This is a genomic window from Embleya sp. NPDC005971 (assembly GCF_040629175.1).
Taxonomy (GTDB): domain Bacteria; phylum Actinomycetota; class Actinomycetes; order Streptomycetales; family Streptomycetaceae; genus Embleya.
Genome location: NZ_JBEXUX010000017.1, coordinates 101,856 through 113,870 on the forward strand (window position 1 = coordinate 101,856; position 12,015 = coordinate 113,870).

Annotated in this window: 9 protein-coding genes; 4 read left to right on the forward strand and 5 right to left on the reverse strand. The window is 71.9% G+C overall.

Annotation, left to right across the window (positions count from 1 at the left end; genetic code table 11):
* Positions 1-154: 154 nt before the first annotated feature.
* Both mqnP and ABZ374_RS17520 read right to left on the reverse strand, forming a co-directional pair.
* Positions 155-1,069: a menaquinone biosynthesis prenyltransferase MqnP gene (mqnP, locus tag ABZ374_RS17515; RefSeq protein ID WP_360311821.1), complete on the reverse strand. Its 915-nt coding sequence runs from the start codon at positions 1,067-1,069 to the stop codon at positions 155-157.
* On the reverse strand, positions 1,066-2,517 hold the full coding sequence (locus ABZ374_RS17520; protein ID WP_360311823.1) for a menaquinone biosynthesis decarboxylase: 1,452 nt from the start codon (positions 2,515-2,517) through the stop codon (positions 1,066-1,068). Before ABZ374_RS17520 ends, mqnP begins: the two co-directional genes overlap by 4 nt.
* A gap of 113 nt (positions 2,518-2,630) precedes the next feature.
* On the opposite strand from ABZ374_RS17520, the gene ABZ374_RS17525 reads away from it, so the two are divergent.
* From ABZ374_RS17525 to ABZ374_RS17535, 3 genes are all read left to right on the forward strand, one after another.
* A complete protein-coding gene (locus tag ABZ374_RS17525) occupies positions 2,631-4,730 on the forward strand; it encodes a DUF4139 domain-containing protein (protein WP_360311825.1) in 2,100 nt (699 codons plus the stop codon).
* Between the two features lie 2 nt (positions 4,731-4,732).
* The gene (locus ABZ374_RS17530) at positions 4,733-6,337 is read left to right on the forward strand and encodes a mucoidy inhibitor MuiA family protein (protein ID WP_360311827.1); all 1,605 of its coding nucleotides are present in this window, start codon (positions 4,733-4,735) and stop codon (positions 6,335-6,337) included.
* Positions 6,338-6,428: 91 nt separating this feature from the next.
* Positions 6,429-6,866 (forward strand): PLD nuclease N-terminal domain-containing protein, encoded by a 438-nt coding sequence (locus tag ABZ374_RS17535; protein WP_360311829.1) that lies wholly within the window; start codon positions 6,429-6,431, stop codon positions 6,864-6,866.
* Between the two features lie 72 nt (positions 6,867-6,938).
* Here the strand turns inward: ABZ374_RS17535 and ABZ374_RS17540 are convergent, their stop codons facing one another.
* Positions 6,939-7,841: a helix-turn-helix domain-containing protein gene (locus tag ABZ374_RS17540; protein ID WP_360311831.1), complete on the reverse strand. Its 903-nt coding sequence runs from the start codon at positions 7,839-7,841 to the stop codon at positions 6,939-6,941.
* A 94-nt stretch (positions 7,842-7,935) separates the two neighbouring features.
* Here ABZ374_RS17540 and ABZ374_RS17545 point away from each other — a divergent pair, with 94 nt between their 5' ends.
* On the forward strand, positions 7,936-9,711 hold the full coding sequence (locus tag ABZ374_RS17545; protein ID WP_360311833.1) for an amidohydrolase family protein: 1,776 nt from the start codon (positions 7,936-7,938) through the stop codon (positions 9,709-9,711).
* A gap of 72 nt (positions 9,712-9,783) precedes the next feature.
* On the opposite strand, the gene ABZ374_RS17550 is transcribed toward ABZ374_RS17545, so the two are convergent.
* Together ABZ374_RS17550 and ABZ374_RS17555 are read right to left on the reverse strand one after the other, a co-directional pair.
* Entirely contained in the window at positions 9,784-10,479 is a 696-nt protein-coding gene (locus tag ABZ374_RS17550; protein ID WP_360311835.1) for a DUF4232 domain-containing protein, read from the reverse strand.
* A gap of 555 nt (positions 10,480-11,034) precedes the next feature.
* Positions 11,035-11,982, reverse strand: coding sequence for a hypothetical protein (locus ABZ374_RS17555; RefSeq protein ID WP_360311837.1), 948 nt, complete (start codon positions 11,980-11,982; stop codon positions 11,035-11,037).
* Between the last annotated feature and the right edge of the window lie 33 nt (positions 11,983-12,015).

Below are 12,015 nucleotides of genomic sequence, written 5' to 3' on the forward strand. Positions count from 1 at the left end.
ACGCGAAGGAACACCTTCACCGAGTGTGCGAGGCCGGCCGCCCGACCCGCCACCTGGTTGCGCGAAGTTGCGCGCCCGCGCGATCGGAGCAACCGGCCTCGACTCCACCGGCTCCCGCCGTCGCGCAAGCCCGCACCCGAGCCCGAAGACCGGCCTACGGCCGCAGCCCCCGCACGCCCAGATCCAGCAGTGCGCAGACGAACAGGGCGATGCCGATGAAGCCGTTGGTGGTGAAGAAGGCCCGGTTCAGCTTGGACAGGTCGTCCGGCTTGAGCAGGGAGTGTTCGTAGACGAACGCCGCGCCGACGATGAGCAGGCCCAGCCACCAGAAGAAGCCCGCGCCGGTGAGGGCGCCGAACCAGATGAACAGCAGCGTGGTCACCACATGGGTGATCTTCGAGGCGTTCAGCGCGGCGGCGATGCCCCACTTGGCCGGCACGCTCTTGACGCCGTGCGCGCGGTCGGCCGCGACGTCCTGGCAGCCGAAGATCAGGTCGAAGCCGCCGATCCAGGTGCCCACCGCCAGGCCCAGTACGACCGCCTGCCACGACCACGAACCGGTGATCGCCAACCACGCGCCGATCGGGCCGATCGCCTGCGCGACCCCCAGGATCGCGTGCGGGACGTTGGTGAAGCGCTTGCCGTACGGATAGATCACCATCGGGATCACCGCGACCGGCGCGAGCGCCAGGCACAGCGGGTTGAGCAGCGCGGCGGCGACCAGGTAGAGGAACAGCGCGACCAGCGCGCCGACCCACGCGGTCCGCACCGACACCGCGCCGGTGACCAACTCCCGGGTCGCGGTTCGCGGATTGCGCGCGTCGATCTCGCGGTCGATGATCCGGTTGCAGGCCATCGCGAAGGTACGCAGGCCGACCATCGCCACGGTGACCAGGAACAGCTCCCGGTAGTGCAGTCGTTCGTTCGTCTCGTACATCGCGGTGAAGGCCGCGATGTAGGCGAACGGCAACGCGAACACCGAATGCTCGATCAGTACCAGGCGCAGGAACGCCTTGACCCGGCCCACCTCCGAGGGTGCTCCGGGGGCGGGTAGCGCGGCGGACGTCACAGTCCGTATTCCTTCCAACGACGAGTCACCTTGGCGGCGGTCTCGGGATCCGACACGACCATCTCCGGCCAACCGCCGTCGCGCGTGTAGCCCTCCTCGGGCAGCTTGCGGGTCGCGTCGATGCCCGCCTTGCCGCCCCAGAACTGCTGGTACGACGCGTGATCGAGGTGATCCACGGGCCCCTCGGTCAGCAGCAGGTCGCGGGCGTAGTCGGTGTTGCCGAACGCCCTCCACGCGACCTCGTGGTAGTCGTGCACGTCGCAGTCGGCGTCCACCACCACGATCAGCTTGGTCAACGACATCATGTGCGCGCCCCAGATCGCGCTCATCACCTTCTGCGCGTGCTTGGGGTACTTCTTGTCGATCGAGACGATCGCGCAGTTGTGGAAGCCGCCCGCCTCGGGCAGGTCGTAGTCCACGATGTCGGGCACGATGATCTTGAGCAGCGGCAGGAAGAAACGCTCGGTCGCCTTGCCCAGCGGGCCGTCCTCGGTCGGCGGCCGGCCGACCACGATCGACTGGAGCAGCGGCTTCTCGCGCATCGTCACGCAGTCGATGGTCAGCGCCGGGAACGGCTCCTGCGGCGTGTAGAAGCCGGTGTGGTCGCCGAACGGGCCCTCGGGCAACATCTCGCCCGGGGTCAACCAGCCTTCGAGTACCACCTCGGCCTCGGCCGGGACCTGGAGCGGCACGCTCACGCAGTCGACCATCTCGATCCGCCGACCTCCGATGAAGCCGGCGAAGAGGTATTCGTCGATGTCCCCGGGCAGCGGCGCGGTGGACGCGTACGTCACCGCCGGCGGGCAACCGAACGCGATCGCCACCGGCAGCCGCTCACCGCGCTTGGCGGCCACCTGGTAGTGGTTGCGGCTGTCCTTGTGGATCTGCCAATGCATGCCGATGGTGCGCTTGTCGTGCCGCTGGAGCCGATACAGACCCAGGTTGCGCACCCCCGAGTCGGGGTCCTTGGTGTGGGTCAGGCCCAGGTTGTAGAACGAGCCGCCGTCCTCGGGCCAGGTGAACAGCGCCGGGATGGTGTCCAGGTCGACGTCGTCGCCCTTGAGGACCACCTGCTGACAGGGCGCGTCCTTGATCTTCTTCGGCGGGATGTGCGCGACCGAACCGAGCTTGCCGAACGCCTCGCGGATCCCGGTGAAGCCCTGCGGCAGTTCCGGCTTGAGCAGGCCGCCGATCTTGTCCGACAACTCGTCGTAGCTGCTCAGCCCGAGCGCCATCAGCATGCGCTCGTCGGTGCCGTAGACGTTCATCGCCAGCGGCATCGAGCTGCCCTTGACGTTTTCGAACAACAGCGCCGGGCCTTTGGCCTTGTTCACCCGATCGGTGATCTCGCCGACCTCCAGATGCGGGTCGACCTCGGCGCGTACGCGCTTGAGTTCACCACGCTTCTCCAGTGCCTTCAGGAAAGCGCGCAAGGTCCCGTATGCCATGCGTGCCAGTATCCGATACGGACTCGCCGCGGCCGCACGCGCACCCGGCCGGTCGGGCTACCTTGGTCCCCCCGTGCCGAGCAGGGACGCGCACGGACGAGCAGGAGGGGTACATGCTCACGGTCGCTTCGGAATTGCGTTCGGTGGTCGTTCACGCCGTGGGGGCGGTGTGTGTACGAAATTGCGAGGTGGACCTGCCGGCGGGCCCACCGGGTCCGGTCCGGGTCCGGGTCACCGGCTTCCCGCTCACCGCGTACGGCGATTGGCTGCGCGCGCGGGTGGTCGGCGGCGGCGCGGGTGTCCGGGTCACCGACATCCGGCCCGTGGTCGACGTCGAGGTGGTCGAGGAGCGGGACCTGCCGGGCGTACTGCTGGACCTGGAGGCGGCCGAGTCGCGGGTTCGGGCGTTGCGCGCGCAGAGCGAGCGACTGGCCGGCGAACTGGCCGAGATCGCCGGGCTGGAGGCCGTACCGCCCTCCGTGCGACGGGGTGATCCGCCGCGCCCCGCACCGGTGACCGCGCTGCTGGAGCTGGCCGCGTTCGCCGACGAGCGGGCCCAGGCGCTGTACGAGCGCATCGGCGCGTGCGACGAGCGGTTGCGCGAGGCGATCCGCGACACCGAGGTCTACCGGGCCCGGCTGAACGCCGCGTCCGGGGCGCAGCGCACCGAGCGGGCCCAGGTGTTCGGCACCGCCGTGGTCACCCTGGAGCACACCGGCGAGGCGGGCGCGGTCGAGCTGGCCGTGGAGTACCACGTGCCCGGCGCGCGCTGGGCGCCGATGTACCAGTTGCGGCTGGACGCGGCGATGACCGGCGGCACGCTGGTCATGCGGGCCTGTGTCGCGCAGCGCACCGGCGAGGACTGGACCGGTGTGCGCCTCGGCCTGTCCACCGCCGACCTGGCCCGCAGCACCGCCCTGCCCGAGCTCAAGTCGCTGCGCCTGGGCCGCCGGCAGACCGCGCCCGCGCACGCCGGCTGGCGCGAGCCACCGACCGGCCTGGCCGAACTGTTCGCGGGCTACGACGCGAGCCGGGCGCGGCGCCCGCAGCCGGCCGCGGCCAAGGAGTCGTCCGAGGTACGGCGGACGAGCGCCGCCGGCGGCGCGTTCGCGGCGGAGGAGGTCGCCGATTTCGACCTGAGCCTGCCGGCGGCCCCGATGCCGGTGACCTCCCCGGCCCCGCCGATGGCGGGCGGCTACGGTGCCCCGCCGCCGCCCCCGCGCCCCGCCCCCGCGGCCCGGCGCGCCCGCCGGATCGGGGCCGCCGCGCCGGCCGCACCGGCCGCGCCCGGCGGTGCGTTCGAACTCGCCCGCTTCGACGTGGGGGCCGACGAGGACCCGATCGCGCAGAGCGCACCCGCGCCGGTGGAGCAATACGAGCCGGGCAGCGACCTGCTGGACTACGCGGCCCTGGAACTGCGCGACGCCGACGACGCGGCGACCCGGGGCCGGTTGCGCCCCGCGCCGTACGCGCCCGGCGGGACCGCGCTGGAGTACCGCCGGCGCGCCGACACGGTGACCCGACTGGCGCTGCCCGAGCACGCACACGCGCCCCGCGACGCGGCCGGGTCCTTCGACTACCGCTTCGACACCGCGGCGCCGGCCGAGGTGGCCGCCGACGGGGTGTGGCACACCATCCCGGTGTGCGAGATCGAGGTCGGTCTCGACCCCGAGTTCGTCTGCGTGCCGGCGCTGGACGACGCGGTGTTCGGCACCGTCGTACTGGCCAACGCGTCGGCACACGCGCTGCTCGCTGGCCCGGCGGACGTCTCGGTGGCCGGCGAGTTCCTGATGACCGTGCCGCTGCCGACGCTCGCGCCGGGTGCGCGCGAACGGGTCGGCGTGGGCGTGGTGGAGAGCGTGCAGGTCTCGCGCAACGCGCACATGCGCGAGTCGACGGCGGGTCTGCGCGGCGGTACGGCCGTGCTCGACCACCGGATCGAGATCGAGGCGGTCAACCACCTCGGCCGGTCGATCCGGCTGGACATCCTGGAGCGGGTGCCGGTCACCGACGACAAGGACGTCAGGATCGAGGAGCACGCCGGCGCGCCGCGCTGGGTGGAGGACACCGAGTTGCGCGACGGGCGACACGTCCCGGGCGCGCGGGTGTGGCATGTCGAGCTCGCCGCCGGCGAGCGGAAGAACCTGACCGGTGGCTACGAGATCCGGATCCCGGCAGCGAAGGCCGTGGTCGGCGGCAACAGGAGGGTCTGACGGTGACTCAGCCGACTCTGCAACAGGGCACCCCGGCCGAACGCAAGCCGGAGGCGCTGCCGATCACGGCGGTGACCTGCCTGGAGGACCGGGCCCAGGTGACCCGGTCCGGCCGGATCGAGGTGGCCGAGGGCGTCCAGCGGGTGCTGGTCGGCCCGGTGACCCCGCTCGCGGTGGACCGGTCGCTGCGCGTGGAGGTGGTCGCCGACGACGGCACCGCGACCGCGATCGACGCGCGGGTGATCCGCGAATACACCCCTCGCCCGGCCACCGGCCCCGGTCCGGACGCCTCCGAGCTGCGCCGACTCGTGCACGACCTGGAAGAGCGCGGCGTCGCGCTGTCCCGACACTCGAACCGGCTGCACACCCGGCTCACGCTGATCGCCCAGGCGCGGACCGAACTGCGCCGCGACATCGCCGAGCAGACCGGCTTCGGCACGGCCGAACCGGAGCGCTGGGCCGCCGAGCTGGACCGGCTCTCGGCCGAGACCGAGGAGCGGCACGCCGAGCTGCACGTCCTGGCCGACGAGCAGTCCTCGGTGGAGCGCCGGCTGCGCGATGCGCGGGCGGCGCTGAGCGTGGCCGAGCAGGAGCCGAGGGAGCTGACCGCGACCGTCGAGGTGGTGATCGAGGCCGAGCGGGCCGGTTCGGCCGAGCTGCGGGTGGTGCACCTGGTGCCGTGCGCGCTGTGGCGGCCCGCCTATCGGGCCACGCTCGCGCCGGATCGCCGCTCGATCGAGGTGGAATGCGACGCGGTGGTGTGGCAGCGCACCGGCGAGGACTGGGCCGGCGTCGCACTGTCCCTGTCCACGGCGCGACCCACCCTGGCCGCCCGCCCGCCGAGCCTGGTCGAGGACCGGCTCACCCTGCGCGAGCGCACCCAGGTGGAGAAGAAGCAGGTCGAGGTGGATCTGCGCGAGGAGGAGATCGCCGCGGTCGGTCGGGTCGCGGGCGGTACGGCCGAGTTGCCCGGGGTCGACGACGGCGGCGAGGTTCGGGTGTTGGCCGCGCCGACGCCGGTGGAGGTGCCCTCGGACGGGCACCCACATCGGATCCGGCTGACCACGTTCACCACGACGTGCGAGCCCGAGGCGGCCTGCTCGCCCGAGTTGTCGCACTTCGTGAGCCAGGTGGTGCGCTTCGCGAACGACGCCGGTCACGCGCTGCTCGCGGGCCCGGTGGAGTTGGTCCGCGGCAGCGGGTACACCGGGCGCGGGCAGCTCGACTTCGCCGCGCCGGGCGAGGAGGTCCGGTTGCCGTTCGGCAGCGAGGACGACTTCCGGGTGGTGCGCGAGGTCACCGAGTCGCGCAACACGGCCTCGCTCACCGGACGCACGGTGGTCACCCGTACGGTGACCGTCTTCCTCTCGCACGTCGGCGCGCCGGACGCGGAGCCGCCCGGGGCGGTCGTGTTGCGCGAGCGGGTCCCGGTGTCCGAGGTGTCGGCGGTCGAGGTCAAGGTGCGCGGCGACCTGTCGGAGCCGGCGCCGGACGCGGTCGACGAGCAGGGAATCGTGCGCTACGACGTGCGTTTGGCGGCGGGCGAACGGCGTCGGATCACCCTCGTGTACGAACTGCACGCCTCGGGCAAGGTCACCGGCTTGTGAGCCGTCCGGTGTTCATGGAGCCGACCGTCTACGCTGGATGGGAGACGCATCCGAGTACCGAGCGCCGAGTAACTGCCTGGGAGACCGCCACATGATCAGGGTCCTGCTGTTTCTGCTGCCCCTGGCCGTCGGGATCTACGCGTTCATCGACTGCCTGACCACCGATGAGCAGAAGGTCCGCAGCCTGCCCAAGATCGCCTGGGTCTTCATCATCCTGTTCTTCTGGCCCGTCTTCCTGGGCCCGATCGGCTGGTTCGTCGCCGGGCGCCCCAAGCGCGAGTACACCCCCGGCGGGGTCGGCGGCTTCGGGTTCGGCGGGCGTGGCCAGGGACGGCAGATGGCCCCGGACGACGACCCCGAGTTCCTCGCCTCGTTGAACAAGGACAACCGCAAGCCCAGCGAGCCGAGCGCCGCCGAGGATCAGGCGGAGATGCTCAAGCGCTGGGAAGAGGACCTCAAGCACCGCGAGGACGACCTGCGCAGCCCCGACCAGGACAACCCGGAGGGGCGGGCGAAGGACAAGGACTGAGCCGGATCCCTCGGCGATCCGACCGGGTGGGGCGCATCGGCGCCCCGCCCGGTTTTCGTGTGTGCCCCTCGCTCAGGTCGCGGCGGCCACCTCGGCCGCCGCCTCCGCGAGCAGCCGGCCGGTCTTTTCCAGCGTCTGCCCGTCGGTGCGCGGCGCGAAGCCGCGCAGGCTCAGGATCAGCACCAGGTCGCCGTCGCCGTCGTGCACCGGTGCGCTGATCGCGCCCGCCCGGTAGTCCCGCTCCGGTTCCAGCTCGTCGATCTGTCCCCCGTCGGAGCCGCCGATCTCGGCGGCGATCTCCTCCAGGAGCGTGCGCAGCCGGGCCGCCGACGCGCCCGCGCCCAGCGTGTCCAGCCCCTCCAGGTGCTCGTCCAACTCGCCGAGCGTCGCGCCCAGGCGCGTCTCCACGTCGGTGACCAGCTCGATCGCGAAGCCCCGACGCCGCGCGTTGTCGATCGCGCGCGCCATCCGCGCCCGCGCGGCCGGGTCGTGCGCCTCGTCGAGCCAGCGCCGGACCGTCTGTTCGTCCGCCCAGGGCACGTAGCCGATGCCCAGCGGCGGGGTGATCGGCGCCTGGGCGCCGACCCGCAACCGGTGCACCTCGGGCCCCGGCGCGCGGACCACCTCGGCGATCGCGACGTGGTGCTCGCCGGGGGTCATCGCGAGGCAGGACAGTCCGGTGTCGTCGCGCAGCCGGGCCATGATCGGGCGCGCGACGTCGAGCACGCCGAGCCCGCGCGCGGCGGCCCGGCCGACCGCCACCAGCGCCGGACCCAGTCGGTAGGTGCGCCGGGTCGGATGCCGGATCAACCACCCCAGCGAGGTCAGGCTCGCCAGCATCGGGTGGCACGTCGCGGGGCTCACCGCGAGGTGGCGGGCGATCTCGGACAGGGTCAGCCCCTCGGCCGGCCGGTCGGCGATCGCGTCGATCAGGGAGACGAGTCGGTCGGTCTGTGGTGACGGTCGTGGGGCCATGCTCGGCACCCTACTGGATCATTTCGCATAGTGCGCATATTGACTCGCACAATGCGCAGCCGTACGGTCGGCCCACGTTACCGGGGAGGCTCATATGTACGACCTCAAGATCATCAACGCCACGATCGTGGACGGCACCGGCGCGGATCGTTTCGTCGGCGATGTCGGGATCCGGGACGGCCTGATCGTCGCGGTACGCCGACACGACGGCCCGGACCCGGCGCTCGCGGGCGAGGCGACCGAGACGATCGACGCGGCCGGGCAACTGCTCACGCCGGGCTTCGTGGACATCCACACCCACTACGACGGCCAGGCCACCTGGGACGAGGTGCTCGACCCGTCCACCTCGCACGGCGTGACCACGGTGGTCTCCGGGAACTGCGGGGTCGGCTTCGCACCGGTGCGACCGGGCCGCGAGGACTGGCTGATCCGGTTGATGGAGGGCGTCGAGGACATCCCCGGGACGGCGCTGGCCGAGGGCATGACGTGGGGCTGGGAGACGTTCCCGCAATACCTGGACGTGCTGGAGGAGCGCACCTTCTCCGCCGACATCGGCGTCCAGGTCGCGCACGGCGCGGTCCGGGCCTACGCGATGGGCGATCGCGGCGCGCGCAACGAACCGGCCACGACCGAGGACATCGAGGCGATGGCGGTGATCGTCAAGGAGGCGATCGAAGCCGGCGCGCTGGGCTTCTCCACGTCGCGCACCGTCGCGCACAAGGCGATGGGCGGCGAACCGGTGCCCGGTACGTTCGCCACCGAGGACGAACTCTTCGGCCTGGGCCGGGCGATGGCCGCGGGCGGGCGGGCCGTGTTCGAGCTGGCCCCGACCGGCTCGTCCGGCGAGGACATCGTCAAGCCCGCCTCCGAGGTGGCCTGGATGCGCCGGCTGGCCGCCGAGATCGGCATGCCGGTCTCGTTCGCGCTGCTCCAGGTCAACGCCGCCCCCGAGCTGTGGCGCGAGCTGATGGCCGAGTCGCAGGCCGCGAACGAGGCGGGTGCGCAACTGCATCCGCAGATCGCGGGCCGCCCGTTCGGGATGCTGACCGGGTTCGGCACCCGCAACGCGTTCAGCAAGCGACCGACGTTCCGGGCGATCGACGACCGGCGGATGGCGGGCGAACTGGACGACGCGGCGTTCGCCGCCGAGTTGGCCCGGCCCGAGGTCAAGGCGGCGATCCTGGCCGAGACCGACCTGCCCAGCGACCCGAACGTCCCGGGCGACTCGGTCAACCTGGCGATGCAGTTCATGCTGGACCGGATGTACCCGATGGACGCGGTCCCGGACTACGAGCCGCTGCCGGACCGCACGGTGGTGGCCATCGCCCGGGCGCGCGGCGAGGACCCGCTGTCGACGCTGTACGACCTGCAACTGGCGGACGACGCGCGGACCACGCTGATGGTCCCGATGTTCAACTACTCGGACGGCGACCACGAGGCGATCCGGGAGATGCTCACCCACCCGGCGAGCGTGTTCGGCCTGGCCGACGGCGGCGCGCACTGCTCGATGATCTGCGACGCCTCGCAGCCGACCTTCCTGCTCACCCACTGGGCCCGGGACCGCACCCGCGGCGAGCGGCTGCCGCTGGAATTCCTGATCCGCAAGCAGACGATGGACACCGCCGCCCTCTACGGTCTCTCCGACCGCGGCGTGGTGGCCGAGGGCAAGCGCGCCGACCTCAACGTGATCGACCTGGACGCACTCACGCTGCACCGCCCGCGGATGGTGCACGACCTGCCGGCGGGCGGCGGGCGCATGCTCCAGGCGGCGACCGGCTACGTGGCCACGATCGTGGCGGGGCAGGTGACGCGGCGGGCCGGCGTGGACACCGGTGCGCGACCGGGGCGGTTGGTGCGGGGCGCGCGCTGAGATCGCACGGGCGGGCGCGGGTGTGCGGGGCCGGTGGGCTCCGCATCCCCGCGCCGTGTCGCACCCGGGGGCCTACCAGGTGACGGCGTCGTCCATCGACTGCTGCCAGTACGTGACCTTGAGCGAGCCGTCGACGTAGGCCCCCTTCGCGGGCAGCGACGGGTGGGCACCCGAACCGACGCTCTCGTTGCCGGAGGGACCGTGGAAATACACGGTCAGGGAGTTCTCGGTGTGGCCCTCGCCGCCGCTGCCGTCGGCGGCGGACAGGTTGACGGAGGCGTAACCGGACTCGCCCGGCTTGAGGGTGACGACCGCCTGCGGCTTCGACTCCTCGATGACGGGCGGCACCGACTGCGCCTCGCCGAAGCGCACGGCCGGAGAACCGTAGAGGTAACACGTCTTGCCGCCGGTGTTGGTGACGGTGAGCAGCATGTGGTTGATCGGCCGATTCAGCGGCGCCGCGACGGTCTTGGTGTTGGACCCCTCGCAGGTGACCGCGCCCCCGGAGTCGGGCCGACCGGCCGGGCCCTGGGTGGTGGCCGGGCCGGGCTTGCCGTTCGAGGACGAGGGCCGCGAGGCGGGAACGGACGCGGCGGGCGACGCGGCCGGAGGGCCCGACGCGGCGGCTGACGGAGCCCCGGGCGGCGTGCTCGCGGCCGGGGCGAGGGCCTTGTCGTCGCCCGTGTCGCACCCGGTCAGCAGGAACGCGGCCAGCGCGACGGAGGCGGCGCCGACGAGACGGGTGCGGGAGGTACGGATGCCGAACATGCGGTCGATCCCCTTCGAGCTTCGGGTGTGCTGCCGGAACGACCCCGAGCCTGCGCCGCAACCCGTCCCGGCCACCACAGCCGACCCACAATCGGGGACACCGGAACAACGAAACGCCCTCTGACCAGGGACGACACAACCACCCTGGAATGCCGGAACGGAACGCGAGGCAACCTCGTCGGCGCGGCTTCGGCGGCATCACGCGGTTCGTATGCGCCCTGCGGGACCTGCGCGTGCCGGGCTTCGGCCGTAGCCGGAACGGCCGCCGCGTGAACGACCGGACCCGGGAGTACGACCCGACGCCGAGCACGTGGTGGGCGGACTCGCCCGGGAAATCCGGGTTGCTGTAGGCGACTTGGCTCAGGGGCCGGCCGACGTCGCCGTCGGGCGCCGGGTCGGCGGCGTATCGGAGAGTGCGCTGCGGCTTCGGGGGTTGCGTCGAACTGCGAAACGGGCCTGCCCTGTTGCCCCCAGGGAGCAACGGGGCAGGCCCGTTCGAAACGGTGGTGACTCACGCCCCCGAGTGCGATCCGGGCGCGAAGGGGGCGGTGTCGGTCAGGCCGTCTTGTCCTCGCCGAACATGTTTTCCAGGCCGCCGCCGAAGGTCTTCAGGAGGCCGTTGAGGTCGACCGTGTCGCCGGGGGCCGGGGCCTTGGGGGAGACGCCGCCGGGGAGCTTGGAGTACTTGAGGTCGAGGGTGACCTCGTTGGTGCCGTCGCTCTTGTCGTCGGCGGTGAACCGGACCGGGAACGGCTTGCCGTTGGCCGCGACGTACATCGTCACGGTCGTGCCGTCCTCGTCCTTGGAGATCAGCGGGATCACCTTGATCCCGTTGATCTCCGTGGTCGGGCCCTTGGTCATCGGCGGCTCGTCGGACGAGTCCGCGGAGTCGCCCGAGTCGGAATCCGAACCGAACAGCCCGTCCAGCGACGGCGTGCCGCCCTTGAGCAGGTCCTGGCCGAGCTTGCCGGCCTCGTTGCCGCCGATCTTGATGTACTTGCCCTCGACGAGCTTGGCGCCCTCGGCGAACATCTTGGTGAACTGCTCGCCCAGCGCCTTGTCCTCGGCCGACTCGGGTGCGCCGGACGACGACGCGGCCTCGGCCCGCTTGCCCAGGTCCAGGACGGTCTGGACGGTGCCGGGCGCGATCTTGATGTACGTGGTCTTGTCGACCGCGATCAGCTCGAGTGCCTTGTCCTGCAGGGTGACCCGGCCCTCGGCCTGCTCGGCGGTGCCGACCCGGATGTCCACGCCGATCGGGAGGTCGTAGATCTTTCCGGTGCCCTCGATGCGCAGGTTCGTGAGGTCCTTGAAGCCGGTCTCGGCCTGCTTGGACAGCGCCTCCACGGTCAGGCCCTCGTTGGACGGACCCTTCGGGTCGAGCGCGTCGCCACCGGCGGCCGCGGGCTTGAGCGGGTCTCCCGAGGAGGACTCGCCACAGCCGGCGGCGAGCAGGACCAGCGGAACGGTCAGGACCGCGGCGGATATCCGAAGCGAATGCACAGGTGAACTCCCGATCGAGGACGAGCAAAGGCG

Bases quoted from the DNA above. Each gene is read 5' to 3' on its own strand.
- ABZ374_RS17540 (WP_360311831.1), bottom strand. From the start codon at position 7,841: ATGGCCCCACGACCGTCACCACAGACCGACCGACTCGTCTCCCTGATC.
- ABZ374_RS17535 (WP_360311829.1), top strand. From the start codon at position 6,429: ATGATCAGGGTCCTGCTGTTTCTGCTGCCCCTGGCCGTCGGGATCTAC.
- ABZ374_RS17550 (WP_360311835.1), bottom strand. From the start codon at position 10,479: ATGTTCGGCATCCGTACCTCCCGCACCCGTCTCGTCGGCGCCGCCTCC.
- ABZ374_RS17545 (WP_360311833.1), top strand. From the start codon at position 7,936: ATGTACGACCTCAAGATCATCAACGCCACGATCGTGGACGGCACCGGC.
- ABZ374_RS17520 (WP_360311823.1), bottom strand. From the start codon at position 2,517: ATGGCATACGGGACCTTGCGCGCTTTCCTGAAGGCACTGGAGAAGCGT.
- ABZ374_RS17525 (WP_360311825.1), top strand. From the start codon at position 2,631: ATGCTCACGGTCGCTTCGGAATTGCGTTCGGTGGTCGTTCACGCCGTG.